The organism is Rhizobium grahamii CCGE 502 (genome assembly GCF_000298315.2).
Classification (GTDB): domain Bacteria; phylum Pseudomonadota; class Alphaproteobacteria; order Rhizobiales; family Rhizobiaceae; genus Rhizobium; species Rhizobium grahamii.
In genome coordinates this window covers 173,795-188,422 of record NZ_AEYE02000011.1, presented here as the reverse complement: position 1 = coordinate 188,422, position 14,628 = coordinate 173,795, and the positions used below count along the sequence as shown (strand labels likewise).

The 14,628-nt window shown below is 58.8% G+C and carries 17 protein-coding genes and 1 pseudogene; 6 read left to right on the top strand and 12 right to left on the bottom strand.

Going from position 1 to position 14,628, the window contains the following annotated elements:
• Positions 1-37: 37 nt before the first annotated feature.
• From RGCCGE502_RS09175 to msuE, 7 genes and pseudogenes are all read right to left on the bottom strand, one after another.
• Positions 38-451, bottom strand: coding sequence for a GtrA family protein (locus tag RGCCGE502_RS09175; RefSeq protein ID WP_016553877.1), 414 nt, complete (start codon positions 449-451; stop codon positions 38-40).
• Entirely contained in the window at positions 444-1,445 is a 1,002-nt protein-coding gene (locus tag RGCCGE502_RS09170; RefSeq protein WP_016553876.1) for a glycosyltransferase, read from the bottom strand. Before RGCCGE502_RS09170 ends, RGCCGE502_RS09175 begins: the two co-directional genes overlap by 8 nt.
• A gap of 566 nt (positions 1,446-2,011) precedes the next feature.
• Positions 2,012-2,196, bottom strand: a pseudogene (locus tag RGCCGE502_RS37880) (hypothetical protein).
• 335 nt (positions 2,197-2,531) lie between these two features.
• Positions 2,532-3,191 carry a peroxiredoxin gene (locus tag RGCCGE502_RS09165; RefSeq protein WP_016553875.1) on the bottom strand — a complete coding sequence of 220 codons (660 nt, stop codon included), beginning with the start codon at positions 3,189-3,191 and terminating at the stop codon, positions 2,532-2,534.
• A 211-nt stretch (positions 3,192-3,402) separates the two neighbouring features.
• On the bottom strand, positions 3,403-4,002 hold the full coding sequence (locus RGCCGE502_RS09160) for an RBBP9/YdeN family alpha/beta hydrolase (protein ID WP_040674335.1): 600 nt from the start codon (positions 4,000-4,002) through the stop codon (positions 3,403-3,405).
• A 346-nt stretch (positions 4,003-4,348) separates the two neighbouring features.
• Positions 4,349-4,519 (bottom strand): hypothetical protein, encoded by a 171-nt coding sequence (locus RGCCGE502_RS37195; protein ID WP_019279806.1) that lies wholly within the window; start codon positions 4,517-4,519, stop codon positions 4,349-4,351.
• Positions 4,520-4,538: 19 nt separating this feature from the next.
• Positions 4,539-5,102: an FMN reductase gene (gene msuE, locus RGCCGE502_RS09155; RefSeq protein ID WP_016553872.1), complete on the bottom strand. Its 564-nt coding sequence runs from the start codon at positions 5,100-5,102 to the stop codon at positions 4,539-4,541.
• Between the two features lie 472 nt (positions 5,103-5,574).
• Between msuE and RGCCGE502_RS09150 the strand changes: the two genes are divergently transcribed.
• From RGCCGE502_RS09150 to RGCCGE502_RS09130, 5 genes are all read left to right on the top strand, one after another.
• On the top strand, positions 5,575-5,727 hold the full coding sequence (locus RGCCGE502_RS09150) for an entericidin domain-containing protein (RefSeq protein ID WP_016553871.1): 153 nt from the start codon (positions 5,575-5,577) through the stop codon (positions 5,725-5,727).
• A 194-nt stretch (positions 5,728-5,921) separates the two neighbouring features.
• Positions 5,922-6,149, top strand: coding sequence for a hypothetical protein (locus RGCCGE502_RS09145; RefSeq protein ID WP_016553870.1), 228 nt, complete (start codon positions 5,922-5,924; stop codon positions 6,147-6,149).
• 224 nt (positions 6,150-6,373) lie between these two features.
• Positions 6,374-6,664 carry a hypothetical protein gene (locus RGCCGE502_RS09140; RefSeq protein WP_016553869.1) on the top strand — a complete coding sequence of 97 codons (291 nt, stop codon included), beginning with the start codon at positions 6,374-6,376 and terminating at the stop codon, positions 6,662-6,664.
• 182 nt (positions 6,665-6,846) lie between these two features.
• On the top strand, positions 6,847-7,596 hold the full coding sequence (locus RGCCGE502_RS09135) for a cytochrome c biogenesis CcdA family protein (protein WP_016553868.1): 750 nt from the start codon (positions 6,847-6,849) through the stop codon (positions 7,594-7,596).
• Between the two features lie 40 nt (positions 7,597-7,636).
• Positions 7,637-8,587 (top strand): AEC family transporter, encoded by a 951-nt coding sequence (locus tag RGCCGE502_RS09130; RefSeq protein ID WP_016553867.1) that lies wholly within the window; start codon positions 7,637-7,639, stop codon positions 8,585-8,587.
• Here RGCCGE502_RS09130 and RGCCGE502_RS09125 read toward each other — a convergent pair.
• The 5 genes from RGCCGE502_RS09125 to cysG are packed head-to-tail and all read right to left on the bottom strand — an operon-like array spanning position 8,567 to position 13,773.
• Positions 8,567-9,778, bottom strand: a complete 1,212-nt coding sequence (locus RGCCGE502_RS09125) for a UbiH/UbiF family hydroxylase (RefSeq protein WP_016553866.1) — start codon at positions 9,776-9,778, stop codon at positions 8,567-8,569. The two genes, RGCCGE502_RS09130 and RGCCGE502_RS09125, sit on opposite strands and share 21 nt — an antisense overlap.
• Positions 9,779-9,817: 39 nt before the next feature.
• Positions 9,818-10,330: a DUF934 domain-containing protein gene (locus tag RGCCGE502_RS09120; RefSeq protein WP_016553865.1), complete on the bottom strand. Its 513-nt coding sequence runs from the start codon at positions 10,328-10,330 to the stop codon at positions 9,818-9,820.
• 10 nt (positions 10,331-10,340) lie between these two features.
• A complete protein-coding gene (locus RGCCGE502_RS09115) occupies positions 10,341-12,011 on the bottom strand; it encodes a nitrite/sulfite reductase (RefSeq protein ID WP_016553864.1) in 1,671 nt (556 codons plus the stop codon).
• 8 nt (positions 12,012-12,019) lie between these two features.
• Entirely contained in the window at positions 12,020-12,334 is a 315-nt protein-coding gene (locus RGCCGE502_RS09110; RefSeq protein ID WP_016553863.1) for a DUF2849 domain-containing protein, read from the bottom strand.
• 2 nt (positions 12,335-12,336) lie between these two features.
• Positions 12,337-13,773 (bottom strand): siroheme synthase CysG, encoded by a 1,437-nt coding sequence (gene cysG / locus RGCCGE502_RS09105; RefSeq protein WP_016553862.1) that lies wholly within the window; start codon positions 13,771-13,773, stop codon positions 12,337-12,339.
• A 261-nt stretch (positions 13,774-14,034) separates the two neighbouring features.
• Between cysG and RGCCGE502_RS09100 the strand changes: the two genes are divergently transcribed.
• A complete protein-coding gene (locus RGCCGE502_RS09100; protein WP_016553861.1) occupies positions 14,035-14,622 on the top strand; it encodes a nucleoside deaminase in 588 nt (195 codons plus the stop codon).
• Positions 14,623-14,628: the final 6 nt, after the last annotated feature.

Genomic DNA, 14,628 nt, shown 5'->3' with positions numbered 1-14,628 from the left:
TTGAGCAGTGCCGTTCGCCTCTCAGCTTTTGACACCTTCATTTCGGCGACCGTATCAGATCTGGTTTGAATGCCCACAATTTCGCACCTACGAAATTAAAGCTCATGCCAGCGAGAGAGCCGCCGGCTACAGCAATTGCGGGCAATAACCAGAGCTTCGGAAATGACAAGACGACTAAGCTGTAAACCACGTAGTTGAAGCACCCGCCCAGTAACATGGTGGCGAAATACCGCCACCACTCCTTTTGAACTTCCTGATCGCGCCGGCGCTCAAAAGTAAAGTGTCGGTTGATTTGCCAAGTTACGAGTACCGCGGCGAGGAACGAGATAGATCGGCCCAAAAAGAACCCTAGGCCGCAGTGCAAGGCGAGCAACAACACGCCCAGATCAACCGCAAAACCGACGATGCCCGCGACAGCGAAGCTCAGTATCTGTCTAGGCAGTTCAGCCATGAGTACCTGAGCGCCAAAGCCCTGGCACAGCGAGATAGGCAAGGCGCTTTATTTCCATGCGGCCTCTCGTAACGGTGTTCAATACGATGCCACATGTTAAGAGCAGCGCACCGAACAGCATGAGGGATGCCGCCAGCACTGCAGTCGGGATGCGAGGAACAAGGCCGGTTTCCAAATAAGTTGCCAGAAGAGGAAGTGCGAGTATCACCGAGGCAGCAGCGCAGAATAGAAATCCTATTGCAAAGAATACGAGCGGCTTCTCGGCCTTGAAAAGACGGAATATTGTCAGAAGAATACGCAGTCCATCACGATATGTATTAAGTTTGCTTGACGAGCCCGGGGGGCGCGACCGGTAGACGGTCTTTATCTCTGATACTGGCATCCGGAGTTCATAAGCGTGTACTGTCAATTCCGTTTCGGTCTCAAAGCCCGAGGCGTGGGCAGGGAAGGACTTAACAAAGCGCCGCGAGAACACCCGATAACCCGAAAGCATATCAGTCAAAGACCGTCCAAAAATCATCATTACGCAAGCGGTCAAGAGCCAGTTTCCAAACCTGTGTCCGGGCCGATATGCCTCCCGCTCTGTGGAAGTTCGGCTAGCCACCACCATGTCCAAGCCATGCGCCAACATTTCCTCAATCAAAATTGGTGCGGCGCTCGCATCGTATGTCCCGTCCCCGTCAATGAGCAGATAGACGTCCGCTTCCACATCGGCAAACATGCGCCTGATGACATTGCCTTTGCCTTGCTCACGGACAGTGTTGACAATTGCGCCTGCCTCCCGCGCGCAGGCGATCGTACGGTCAGAAGAATTGTTATCAAAGACGTAGATCGTTGCGTCGGGAAGTGCCACGCGAAAATCGCGGACGACGGCTCCAATCGTGACCTCTTCATTATAGCAAGGGATGACAACGGCGACACGCGCGCGGAAGCTTGGCGCTTCGTGGCTGCTTGATTGGACCAATTTGGTTTCTTGCTTTCTTTCTGTGATCATTCCGCGACTAATTTCAGTTTTGAAAGAATGGTACTGCGAACCAGACGTAGTGTTCTTGTCCATACTAACACGCCGACGACGTCAATACCGCGCACGCGCCGGAATGCCATTTTTCTCTTACGGAGGTTGGATTGCGGCAATGGCAATCTTTGGCGAACAGCGGGGACCTTGGGAAGAGAAGTTGAAGCATTTCCACGGCGAGGTGGAACAATGACGCGCTCTTACGGACGCCAGCTCGGCGGGTAGCTATTTCATCATGCATACTTCTGGTTTTACTTGATATTTAAGTAGTGTAGGTTGAAGTGCCGCACACCTGAAGCTGACGGGACAGTGGGAATACTCTGCGATGAGCATCGAAAACCACTCGGATGCACCTGGCGCCAACATCCATATAAACCACTATTGCTGTGTCACAGGATGCGGGAAATGGGGAGGCTTCGGGCACACATCGTCGAAGAGCGGCGAAACGCGATGGTGGTGTGCTGAGCACTATCCGCATTGGCAAGAGATCAAGAAGGCGGACGGCCGAGATTAGCGATCCGCTGCTATCGAATCACAGCGCTCCGTCAATAGCTGCACGAGCGTCCGTCGCTTGGTCTGAAGCCATCCTCGCAGGCTCGATTCATTGAATCCCCAGGCACGTAGCCAGAGGCAGAACCCATCGAGTTCGGGGGGGTCGCGCACGCTGACGCGAGCGCGCGGAAAGGCCAAACATCGCTCCGGCTGCCATCAAAGCGCGAAATCTGCTCATACTCGTTTCTCCTGCCCGGCGGTTATGCTCACGACGCAATGTATCCGTGCCTCCCAGCAGATGCGAGGGGCATCACGCGTAAAAGTGGAAATAAATGAGCAAACGGCGCCAATGACCTGCTTGCTGTGTGCGGCCCTACCCACCCGCATTGGTCCGGCAAACGCGAGAACAGGTGGAAGTTTGTGCCGCTATGCGTGCCGAAGACGACAACAGGGCGAACAATAGAAGAGGCGCCGAATTTCGCCGCCTCTCAATTTTTGGACAGAGCCGTGAAGTGCTTCAAGCCAGTCTGCATATAATGGGCGCCCGGGCGTACTCGGCTCCCACCCGAAAGATTACGCCTGCGGCTGCTTGGTTTTGCGCAGGTAGGGAAGAATCGTGTCGAACGAACCGAACCGGGTTATGGCGTCTTCGTTCGAGACGGCCGCCGTGATGATCACATCCTCGCCCTGTTGCCAGTTCGCCGGCGTTGCAACCTGATGCTTCGCCGTCAGCTGGATCGAATCGATGGCGCGCAAGATCTCGTTGAAGTTCCTTCCCGTCGTCATCGGATAGGTGAGGATCAACTTGATCTTCTTGTCCGGGCCGATGATGAAGACCGAGCGGACGGTGGCATTGTCGGCGGGCGTCCGGCCCTCCGAGGTTTCACCGGCTCCGGCCGGCAGCATGTCGTAGAGCTTGGCAACCTTCAGCTCATTGTCGCCGATCAACGGGTAATCGACATCAAAGCCTGTCGCCGTCCTGATGTCACTCTTCCACTTGCTGTGGCTTTCTACCGGATCCACGGAAATACCGACAATCTTGGCGCCGCGCTGCCGGAATTCGGGCTCCAATCCCGCCATCGCGCCAAGCTCGGTGGTGCAAACCGGCGTGAAGTTCTTCGGATGCGAGAAGAGAACCGCCCAGCCATCGCCGATCCAGTCATGGAACTGGATGGGACCCTGCGTGGTGTCAGCAGTGAAATCAGGTGCAATATCGTTGATACGGAGGCTCATGAGCGGTGACCTTGTTGGTAGATGATATCGGCTTTCAATGATGTGTGATTGTGTAGCTGTTTTCTGTCGCCATTCAAGCACTTGTGACCAAAATGGTCACGGCAGTGGATAGCGCCGGGCCGCCTGATTGGCCCTCACAGTATCCCAGGTAATTCTGTCGCCGGTTTGACGCTCAACACCACGGTTGATCGGTGCGCCGGCAGAGTAATCCCTACCACGCGGAAGACGACGCTCTGCCGAGTAACGGCCTTTTCGTCGGTATCTTATCGAGGTGACGCGTCCTGGCCTTCAGCTTCTCGAAAATACGATAGCCACCCGGCCAGCGGCCATAGCCGCTGGCGACGTTGATGTGCCCTGCCAGGCCGGCATTGTGCAGCTCGCTGCCCCAGAGGCGAGCGAAGAACGTCAGGCGGTCGAGCGACATGTAATGATCGTTCAGGCTTCCAATCACCATGCTCGGAAACGGCAACTCGGCCGTCGGCATCGTGCCGAAAGCAATCCGTCCTGGATGCAATCTGTCGGTCGCCGGCAGGTCGCAGGGCGCAACCAGCAGCGCTCCCCTCACCCGCGCCACGGAGGACCGACCAGCGAGGCTTGCCGCCAGCAGACATCCCAGACTATGAGCAACGATGTAGGCTTCTCCTGCATCTTCAAGTGTCGCCTCAAGTTTTGCCCGCCATGTCATGAGGTGCGGGTTGTCCCAGTTGTCCTGTTCGACGAGCCGACTTTCGGGATGATCCTGTAACCAGGCGGTCTGCCAGTGCGTATTCTCTGATCCAAAAAGCCCGGGAAGAATAAGTACTGGCGTCATCATCAATCCTTGTCGCGGCGTATGAACGAGCTATCGATCCTAGAAGACCCCAAGGGTGGCTGAGAAAAGGAACCCGAAAGCCAGGATCGTGGCCGCTTGGGCGGCAAGGTCTGCTGCGGCACCCGCAAACCGGAACCGGCGATTATCGAAAACGGCCATGTCGATCCCTCTTCAGTACCAGGGCCCGGGAGATGGGTTCCAATAGTAGATTTCGTAATCGCGGGCGGTCGGCTCGCCTTCCCTGGTCAGTTCGCTCCATGACACGGCCGGTTGCGAAAAACCGTGGTGGATCACCGACCGAAACCATTGAAAAAGAGACTGCATCCTCAATTTTCATTCCTCTCGCTCAAATCAGTTGGGTGCGCCTGGCATTCGCAAGCAGGTCCGCGGCACTGGCGACAGGACCAAACAACATCAGGAGGCGATTCTGCTCGCGTATCGTCAGCCGGTAGCGGCGCGCGAAGTCGAAGACGCTCCAAAGCTCGCCTCCCATTGTTGCTTTCTCCGGACTGACCATGTCATCCTCCCTCGCCCGTTCACTCGGCCGCCTGCAACGAAGCCCTTGCGGACGGCACGAAGGAGAAGCTGCCAAGCTCATCGACGACAGAGCCGATGCGGGTAGACAGCGCTTCGGATGTAACCTTGTAGTCGACGAAATCGCGGTCCGAGGCGTAGACGGCCGTCGGCAGCGTGTGGGCCATGAAGAAGCCGAAAAGCGGTCGCAGTTGATGCTCGACAATCAGCGCATGGCGGTCCCCGCCGCCGGTTGCGGAAATGATGATCGGTTTGGCCCGAAGTTCGGCTGGATCGATCAGATCGATCAGATGCTTAAACAGGCCCGGGTAAGACCCCTTGTAAGTCGGCGAGCCGATAACAAGAATGTCGGCTTTGACGATGTCATCGATCACCTGGCTCGCCTGCTCATCCAACTCGCTTCGCCACAAGGCAGTTCCGAGAGAAGGCCCCAGGTCCTTGAGATCGTAAACCGTCTTGGAGAACCCGTAGGTTTCTGCAGCAAGCCCAGCAATGTGCCCGACGAGGGCAAAGGTCTTGGATGGACGGTTGAAACTACCGGCAATGCCCACCAATCGCAGCGACATATATTTCTCCTTCGTTATTGGATCGAATATTGTCTATAAAATTAGTGAACAAAAGAAATGAAGTTTCCTTGTGCGGGGAGAGCGTGAAATTCGATGCTCTCATACGCCCCATGACACACACCTTGGCTTCCGCCGTTCGCCTAAGCCGGCCGCAAGATTGAATGTAGTCGGTAGACCGCTTCCGGCCGGTTCGGGCTCGTGCGGGGCCGCTTCAACTCGGTATCGGCGAGCATTTGAGGAACTTTTGGCCGCGTCGGTCGTTAGTTGATTGCAGCGTTTGAAATCTGCGCTGCCGGACCAGCATCGCCTATGTAGGTCCGTTTAAAAGGCCCGGTGGATTATATCCCGCCGGGCTTTCTTTGTGGCCGTCCTTCTCTTCGTCTCCTACACTCGCTCAGCCGCGATTTTGGTTCGTTTTGAACAACTTGCGGTCTCGTGCATTACCTAACATCTTCAACAGGGAAACGCCTCAATGACGATCACCGCCAAAGTCGCTGCCGCCTTGTGCCTGCTCATCGCCCTCACCTCATGCGCAAACACCATCAAGGGTGTCGGGCGTGATGCCGCCAATACCGTCAACGCTACTCAGAACGCCGGCAATCGCGTCGCGAATGCTGCCCGTTGATCTCGCTGTCGCCTCACGGCCCGTGACTTAGCCGGGCAAGACGGTTGATGATCGAACCCAGCCGAGCCTCCCTCGGCTGCCACTCCAGATGCTGTTTTCCGCGCAGACAGCAAAATCTGCTCGAGGGAATTGGTAGGCCTTGAAATTGCACTGCTGCGAGCAAAGATTCCGTTCAATGCGATGGAGGCTCGGCCATGTCGAACTATAGAGAGGAAAGGCGGTTTCGGTGTCAGGACGACAGAGGGAAGACTTATGTCGTCATCCAGCAGATGAGGATTTCCGGCCAGAACGCGGCTTCGCCCAAGACTGACTATATGACGGAGGAAGGCGAGATCGTGAATCGGCTAGATGAAGAACATTTCCTGCTTCTGCTCGATGGCCAGATACTGCACGTTCCGCATATTTCCGACGCTGATCACTGACCGGCAACACCGATCCTGCGTTGATAATTAAGCGTGCACTTGACGCGCCCGGCCTGCTGCAGCGCCCCGCATCCCATTTAGGGAATCATCATCGCTGTTCGGGAACCTGCCAAGCATGACTGTAAGATGAACGCCGGCTTCAGTGCACATTCATTCGTCGGCCCTAATCTGTTCAACCAAGAGCGCTTCGAGGGCGCTACGTCAGAGACACATGGAGACTGACTATGAGAAAGCTTGTTATTGCGGCCGCCGGTCTCGCGACGCTGCTTGTGAGCGCGCCCGCCTTTGCAGACGGCGTCTACTTCGAATTCGGCGGTGGCGGCCCGCGTTACTATGACGATCAGCCACCTCCGCGTTATTACAGGCACGGCCCGCGCTATGCCTATGATGATGAAAACTATGATTACGATCGTCCCCGTTACGCATCACGGCAAAGATGCTGGGAAGAGCCCTACCAGAAGAAGAGCCACCATCACTATATCACCAAGTACCGGACCGTCTGCCGGGATCGGTGATGGTGGCGTCTGCTAACGCCTGAATTCCTGATGGCGCGCCCGTTGGCGCGCCATTTCTGCTTTCGGACGCTTTGCGCGCTTGGCAGATGCTCGATTATCCGAAAACGCAAAAAGGTGATTGGCCCCGAAGCCTAGCCTGGGGTAGGACTCCGCCGATGATTGCCTGCCGCCGGAGTGCCTAAGTGTCGATTGCCGATATTTCGTTATTGAGCGCCCTTTTTGCCGGCGCGCTGTCGTTCCTGTCTCCTTGCGTACTGCCTCTCGTTCCGCCCTATCTTTGCTATATGGCTGGCATTTCCGTCGAGCAGTTCCGCGGTGGCAACGCGGTCGCCGTTGTGCCGAACGGCCGACGCGACGTTTTGTTTTCAGCCCTTTTCTTCACGCTCGGATTCGCCACCGTTTTCGTCGCCCTCGGGGCCGGGGCATCCAGCATTGGTATGGCGCTTCGCCAACATCTCGATCTGCTGGCAAAGATCGGCGGCCTGATCATCATCGTTATGGGCCTGAATTTCCTGGGGATCTTTCGGATCGGAATCCTGGCCCGTGAGGCGCGTTTTCAAGGCAGCGGCAAACCGGCGACATTGACCGGCGCATATGTGATGGGCCTGGCCTTCGCCTTCGGCTGGACGCCTTGCATCGGCCCCGTGCTCGGTGCGATCCTTGGCGTTGCGGCTTCACGAGAGACCGTCGGCTCGGGTGCTGGTCTGCTGGCCGTCTATTCCCTCGGTCTTGCCATCCCTTTCTGGGTTGCCGCAGGCTTTTCCGGTGCCTTCATGGGCTTCCTGACACGCTTCCGCCGGCACCTCGGGACGGTAGAGAAAGTGATGGGCGTATTTCTCGTCCTAACTGGTCTCGCTTTCATGTTCGGTTTCGTCAGTGATATCGCAATCTGGTTCCAGCAGACCTTTCCAATCCTGATGAAAATCGGCTAAGCCGAAAACCGCCCTACGGAAATTTGCATTGGAATAATGGTTGTCCGATATCGTCAGTCTGCTTCTGCCGTTCTTCGGCTTGATCTTCATTGGCTATATCGCGGGCAAAGTGACGAAGCAGCCGGCCGGAGCGCTCGGCTGGATGAACACCTTCATCATCTATGCGGCCCTACCCGCGCTCTTCTTCAAGCTAGTCTCACGCACCCCCTTCGAGGATCTGACGCGCATCGATTTCATTGCTACCGACCTCGCGGCAACCTATTCAATCTTCGTTGTGCTGTTTGCGATCGGCCGATGGGTCCGGGGCAATTCGCTGGCAGACTGCACAATCCAGTCCTTTGCAGGTGCCTACGGCAATATCGGCTATATGGGGCCGGGTCTCGCATTGCTGGCACTCGGAGAAGGCGCGGCCGTGCCGGTGGCGCTGATCGTCTGCCTGGAGAACGCGCTGCATTTCATCGTCGCTCCGGCGCTCATGGCGGTGGCTGGCGACGACCGGCGCTCCGTTGGTCGCCTGGCGATCGATATCGCTCGGAAAGTGGCTTTTCATCCCTTTATTCTATCGACAGCCCTCGGCTTTGTTGCCGCCGGCCTGCACGTCAATCAGCCGCTTGCATTCCAGCGCTTCGTCGACTACCTCGCGCAGGCTGCCGCGCCGTGCGCCCTCTTTGCAATGGGAGTGACACTGGCACTTCGGCCATTGAAGCGCGTGCCTGTCGAGATCGGCTACATCGTTCCGGCGAAACTGATCATTCACCCGATCGTCGTCTATCTTGCCCTGACCACTGTCGGTGGCTTCGATCCTATCTGGGTCTATGCGGCAGTGCTGCTCGGCGCATTGCCGACGGCGACCAACGTCTTCGTCATCGGGCAGCAATACGGCGTCTGGCAGGAACGTGCCTCGGCGACGATCCTGATCACGACGACACTGTCGGTCGTGACCGTCTCGGCGGTCCTGATCGCGATCAAATCAGGCCTTCTTCCGGCTTAGTCTTTCCTTGATGGCGCCTGGAATGTCGCGAAAACCGCGTCCAGGTTCGATGCCCTCGCGCATGACGATGCTGCGCAGTGGCGGCAGCGCCGACAGGATATGCAGGCCGGCCGCACGCATCATCTGAACAGGCAGGAAATCGGAGAGGAGCGAGCGGTTGAGAAGATCGACGCTTGCCGTGCGGGTCATGATATCGGCGCGGCGTTTGCGATCGAAGTGGTCCCCGGCATCGGCAGCGATTGGCAACTCGGGCCGTGTACACAGAATATCCGAGAGGGCCATTACATCGCGCAAGCTGAGATTGAGCCCCTGTGCGCCGATCGGTGGGAAGACATGCGAGGCTTCGCCGATCAGGGCAATTCGCCCCTTGCCGGAGCGATGGGCCATCATGCCTGACAGAGGCCAGAGCTGCACGCCTTCCTCGACAGTCACCTTGCCGAGCAACGACTGCATCCGCTCCTCGACGACGTTGCTCAGTTCAATCAGCGAGAGTTCGTTGCGGGCCACGGCATCCGACGGGTTCTGGACCCAGACGAGGCTGGAGCGATTGCCCGGCAGCGGCACCTGAGTGAAGGGGCCGCTTTCGGTGTGGAACTCCGTCGAGATACTCTCGTGCGGCAGCGAATGCTCGAAGTTCAACACCATGGCTGATTGCGGATAGGACCAGGTCTTGACGTCGATGCCGGCGGTCTCGCGCAGTTTCGACTTGCGCCCATCGGCGCCAACGGCAAACGACGCGGACAGGATTTCGCCATCGGCGAGCGTGATAGTCACCGAATCGGCGCTGATATCGATGACGTCGGCAAACGAGCTGAAGCGCGTGATGTTGCTTTCAGCGGCAATCGCGGCCTCCAACACTTCCATCAGCGCCCTGTTCGGGAAATTGTAGCCGAAGGCCTCGAGATCGAGTTCGACCGACCGGAAGGTGGTGATCGGCGCCCGCAGCAGGCGATTCGTGCCGTCGACGATCCGCATCGTCGAAAGCGGAGCGGCCGCCGGGCGCAGCTTCTCCCAAAGGGTCAACCTGTCGAGGAAACGGATCGACTGATCCATGAGCGCGGTCGTGCGCCGGTCCTGGCTTGATGACGGCGGAGCAACAAGAGCAACGTTGCGTCCGCCGCGAGCCAAAGCGATAGCGGCGATCATGCCGGCAAGGCCGCCACCGATCACCGCGATTTCAAAAGTCTTCATTGCACCGTTCCGTCAAATTCCTTGACGGCGAACCGGTGCTTACGCAGCCGGCTTCGCCTGACGACGCCAACTATAGCCCTTGCCGGCGTCCGCGTCACGCACAGCCGGTTGATAATGATGCGGAATCCCCGGCAGACGATGTTCCGTGAGACGCTTTATCGCAGTCTCGTTGGTGACGGCGAAGCTGTCGATGCCGACACGCTGCATCAGCGGAATCTGGTCGATCAGCACATCACCGACCGCACGCAGTTCGTTGGTGTAACCCAGGCGATCGCGCAACAGGGACGCGTGGCTGAAGGCGCGACCGTCATTGAACGCCGGGAAGGCGACAGCGACAATCTCCAGGCGATAGAGGTAGGGCTCGAGCTTGCGAACATCGTCCGCCGGCTTGATCAGCACACCGAATCCGACCTCGTTGCTCTCATCGGCCTTGGCGATCAGCTCGTCCAGGGTAAGGAGAGGCTTCTGCCCCTCGCCTGCCTTGACTTCTTCCGTCTCGATCACCCAGGGATCGTTCTCGACGAAACCGGTTTCTCTCCAGATCTTGGTCATCGCTCCCTCCTTACGCCGCTTCTGCCGCTGAACCATACAACGCGTCCTTGAACGGCTGCGGACCAACGCGGCGATAGGTTTCGAGGAAGATTTCCGACGGCTCCTTGCGGATTGTCAGGTAGGTGTTGACGATCGTTTCGATCGCGTCGGTCACCTTGTCGGGCTCGAAACCGCGACCGATGATCTCGCCGATCGACGTATGCTCGTCGCCCGAACCGCCGAGCGTGATCTGATAGAGCTCAGCGCCCTTCTTTTCGACGCCAAGCAGGCCGATATGGCCGACATGGTGATGGCCGCAGGCATTGATGCAGCCGGAGATCTTGATCTTCAGCTCACCGATTTCAGCCTGGCGATCCGGATCGCCGAAGCGCCGGGAGATTTCCTGCGCAACGGGAATGGAACGTGCATTGGCGAGCGCACAGTAGTCCAGCCCGGGACAGGCAATGATATCGGTGATGAGACCGGCATTGGCTTCGGCAAGACCGATGGCAACCAGGCCGCGATAGACAGCCTCGAGATCGGCAAGCGCCACATGCGGCAGGATCAGGTTCTGCTCATGGCTGACGCGAACTTCGTCGAAAGCGTATTCCTCGGCAATGTCGGCCACCGCATCCATCTGGCTATCCGAAGCATCACCCGGAATGCCGCCGATCGGCTTCAGGGAGATTGTCACCATGCCGTAATCAGGATGCTTGTGCGGCTGCACGTTCTGCTGCACCCAACGAGCGAAGGCCGGGTCGGCCTTCTTCCAGCGCGCCAGGTTTTCCCAGCCTTCGGCGCGGTCAGGCAGAGCCGGCGGCGCGAAATATGTAGCGATCGCTTCGACATCGGCCTCGGGCAGCTTCAGTTCGGAGTCCTTGAGTTCCGCGAACTCGGCCTCGATCTGGCGCGTCAGCTCTTCCGTGCCGGTTTCGTGCACGAGGATCTTGATGCGAGCCTTGTACTTGTTGTCGCGGCGGCCGTTGAGATTATAGACGCGGACGATCGCGGTCGTGTAGGACAACAGGTCCTCTTCCGGCAGGAAGTCACGGATCAGCTTGGCGATCATCGGCGTGCGGCCCTGGCCACCACCGACGTAAACGGCAAAGCCGATTTCGCCCTTCTCGTTCTTCTTCAGATGCAGGCCGATGTCGTGGACCTGGATCGCGGCGCGGTCGCGCTCGGCGCCGGTGACGGCGATCTTGAACTTGCGCGGCAGGAACGAGAATTCCGGATGGACCGAAGACCACTGGCGCAGAATTTCGGCGTAGGGACGCGGATCGGCAACCTCGTCGGCCGCGGCGCCAGCGAAATGGTCGGCGGTCACGTTGCGAATGCAGTTGCCCGATGTCTGCAGCGCATGCATTTCGACGGAGGCGAGCTCGGAAAGCGCATCCGGGATCTCGGACAGCTTCGGCCAGTTGAACTGCAAGTTCTGGCGGGTCGTGAAATGGCCGTAGCCACGGTCATACTTGCGCGCGATATGGGCGAGCATGCGCACTTGGCGCGAGCTCAACGTGCCATAGGGAATGGCGATGCGCAGCATGTAGGCGTGAAGCTGCAGATAGACGCCGTTCATCAGGCGCAGCGGCTTGAACGCATCCTCGGCCAGCTCGCCGGAAAGGCGGCGCTGGACCTGGTCGCGGAACTGCTCGACGCGCTCGGCGACAAAAGCGTGGTCAAATTCGTCGTAACGATACATCTGCTTCCTCAGACTGCAATGAATGCGGGGTCGGCGGGCTGGTAGCCCGGCGCGTATTCCATGGTCGGACCCTGGGCGCGGATGCGCTCGCGAAGACGCAGCGGCCAGAGCACGCCATCGGTCTCCTGAACCTCGACGACAGCAACGTCCACCACCTGGTTGTCGGCATAGGACTTCTTGCCGATCGCTTCCAGAGCCGCGACGGCCTCGGCGTGACGAGCCACAAGGGCTTCCTGCAGCGAGGTAACCCATTCGCCGTTGGCGTTCAGCCAGACGGCGATGCCATCCGTCAATCGGTTGGCGGTGAGAACCTTGTCTACCATCTTCAGCTCCTTGCAAATTCCTCGGACCGGGCGCGTTCGCGCACAAGCGGTTCCGACAGTTCGAAATTGGCGCCTGCGACCGCATCGCCGATGATGACCATGACCGGACCGGTCAACTCGTTACGGTGCTGCAGATCCGGAAGGTCCCGCAGAATACCATGCAGCAGGCGGCGATCGGAACGGCTTGCATTCTCAATGACGGCGACGGTCGTTTCCGCGGGCAGGCCTGCCTGCATCAGGCGCTCGGCTACGGATGCCGCGACGGTGCGGCCCATGTAGACGGCGATCGTCGCGCCCGAGACCGCAAGGCTCGCCCAATCCGGCAAGACGTCACCGGTCAGATCGTGGCCAGTGGTGAAGACCAGCGACGACGCCACGCCCCGCAGCGTCAGCGGCAGTTCGAAATCGGCGGCAGCGGCGAAAGCCGACGTGATGCCTGGTACAACTTCATAAGAAATGCCTGCAGCCCGCAGCGCAGCCATCTCCTCGCCTGCCCGGCCGTACACGAGCGGATCGCCGGACTTCAGACGAACCACGCGCTTGCCTTCGCGACCGAGATGCACGAGCAGATCGTTGATCTCTTCCTGGGACTTCGAATGGCATCCCTTGCGCTTGCCGACCGACAAACGCTCGGCGTCACGGCGGCCCATATCGACGATTTCCTGCGGCACCAGGGCATCGTAGACGATGACATCGGCTTCCATCATCACGCGTTGGGCGCGCAGCGTCAGCAGATCAGCGGCACCGGGACCGGCACCAACCAGCCACACGTGGCCCTCGACCTTTTCGGCGGACTGCAACAGGCCATTGGCCGCACGACGCGCATGCGGCAGGTTCTCATTGGCGACAGCATCGGCAACGGCGCCCGAGAAGAAGCGGCGCCAGAAAAGGCGGCGAGCAGCGCCCTTGGGAACAATCTGCTCAACGGCCTTACGGTAACCGGTCGCGAGATCGGCAAGACGACCGAGGGACGGCGCAAGCAACTGGTCGACCTGGGCACGGATCATCTGCGCCAGAACCGGGCCAGCACCTTCCGTACCGATGGCGACAGCCACCGGCGCGCGATTGACGAGGGCTGGCGTGAAGAAATCACAGTACTCAGGCTGATCGACGGCGTTGGCCGGCACCTTCTCGGCGCGCGCAGCCTCGATGATGGCGCGATCCTGCGCAGCATCTCCGGTCGCCGCGAAGACGAGCGTTGCGCCGACGATCTGTTCGGCGGCAAAGCCGGCGCGCACCGTCTCGATCCGGTTGGCGATCAGAAAGGCGTGGTAATCGGCCTCGGGGCGATCGGCATAGGCGACAATCCGCGCCTGCGTATTGAGGAGCAGGCGGACCTTAGCGAAGGCCTCGTCGCCATTGCCGAAGACAGCCGCAATCCTGCCTTCAACGCGGAAGAAGGCAGGAAATACCGACAGTTGTTCAGTCTTGGGAGGCATCATCAATCCATTTCGAAGTTGCCGGAATATGCACGCTCCGGCCAGGCAAATGAAGAAACAGAAATTCCAATGCCCGCGCGGGCGCGTATTCTTTTACTCGGTCCCTCAATGATTTGAGTAAAAGTCACCGGTGCGGCGCAGCGGACACACCTGTGTCTGCCGCAGAGCAGCAGAAGGCTGTGACAAATCCCGGTCGCTGTCGAAATCGGCGTTTGCCTCGCCTGCCGCTGCCGTTAGAGTGCAGCCACCAAGGAGAACGCCATGCCCGACAAGACTATCGCCGCCCGCCTGCTCAACGTCATGGAACAGGACATTCTGCCGATGACCGAACGCGGCGTCGCTGCCGGCAACAAGGTGTTCGGCGCTGCAATCTTGCGCAAGTCCGACCTCTCGCTCGTCATCGCCGAGACCAACAACGAGCTTGAAAATCCGCTGTGGCATGGCGAGGTGCACACGCTGAAGCGCTTCTACGAACTGGGCGAGAAGCCAGCCACCACGGATCTCATCTTTCTGTCGACGCACGAACCCTGCACCATGTGCATGTCGGCGATCACCTGGGCCGGGTTCGACAATTTCTACTATTTCTTCAGCCACGAGGATTCGCGCGACGCCTTCGCCATTCCTCACGACCTGAAGATCCTGAAGGAGGTTTTCGGCCTGGAACCGGGCGGCTATAGACGCCGCAACGCATTCTGGAACAGCTTTGCCATTGCCGATCTCGTCGAGACCGAAGACGAGCATTTGAAGGCCGAGTTGAAGGCACAGACCGCGCGCATCAAGACGCGTTACGACATGCTCTCGGAAAGCTACCAGGCGTCCAAGGGCGACAACGACATTCCACTGAACTGAGCGACC

Excerpts from the sequence above, each read along its gene's own strand:
- RGCCGE502_RS09165 (WP_016553875.1), bottom strand. The coding sequence starts at position 3,191 with ATGAGCCTCCGTATCAACGATATTGCACCTGATTTCACTGCTGACACC.
- msuE (WP_016553872.1), bottom strand. The coding sequence starts at position 5,102 with ATGTCGCTGCGATTGGTGGGCATTGCCGGTAGTTTCAACCGTCCATCC.
- RGCCGE502_RS09145 (WP_016553870.1), top strand. The coding sequence starts at position 5,922 with ATGTCGAACTATAGAGAGGAAAGGCGGTTTCGGTGTCAGGACGACAGA.
- RGCCGE502_RS09160 (WP_040674335.1), bottom strand. The coding sequence starts at position 4,002 with ATGACGCCAGTACTTATTCTTCCCGGGCTTTTTGGATCAGAGAATACG.
- RGCCGE502_RS09115 (WP_016553864.1), bottom strand. The coding sequence starts at position 12,011 with ATGTATCGTTACGACGAATTTGACCACGCTTTTGTCGCCGAGCGCGTC.
- RGCCGE502_RS09125 (WP_016553866.1), bottom strand. The coding sequence starts at position 9,778 with ATGAAGACTTTTGAAATCGCGGTGATCGGTGGCGGCCTTGCCGGCATG.
- RGCCGE502_RS09100 (WP_016553861.1), top strand. The coding sequence starts at position 14,035 with ATGCCCGACAAGACTATCGCCGCCCGCCTGCTCAACGTCATGGAACAG.
- RGCCGE502_RS09175 (WP_016553877.1), bottom strand. The coding sequence starts at position 451 with ATGGCTGAACTGCCTAGACAGATACTGAGCTTCGCTGTCGCGGGCATC.
- cysG (WP_016553862.1), bottom strand. The coding sequence starts at position 13,773 with ATGCCTCCCAAGACTGAACAACTGTCGGTATTTCCTGCCTTCTTCCGC.
- RGCCGE502_RS09150 (WP_016553871.1), top strand. The coding sequence starts at position 5,575 with ATGACGATCACCGCCAAAGTCGCTGCCGCCTTGTGCCTGCTCATCGCC.
- RGCCGE502_RS09120 (WP_016553865.1), bottom strand. The coding sequence starts at position 10,330 with ATGACCAAGATCTGGAGAGAAACCGGTTTCGTCGAGAACGATCCCTGG.
- RGCCGE502_RS09170 (WP_016553876.1), bottom strand. The coding sequence starts at position 1,445 with ATGATCACAGAAAGAAAGCAAGAAACCAAATTGGTCCAATCAAGCAGC.
- RGCCGE502_RS09110 (WP_016553863.1), bottom strand. The coding sequence starts at position 12,334 with ATGGTAGACAAGGTTCTCACCGCCAACCGATTGACGGATGGCATCGCC.
- RGCCGE502_RS37195 (WP_019279806.1), bottom strand. The coding sequence starts at position 4,519 with ATGGTCAGTCCGGAGAAAGCAACAATGGGAGGCGAGCTTTGGAGCGTC.
- RGCCGE502_RS09140 (WP_016553869.1), top strand. The coding sequence starts at position 6,374 with ATGAGAAAGCTTGTTATTGCGGCCGCCGGTCTCGCGACGCTGCTTGTG.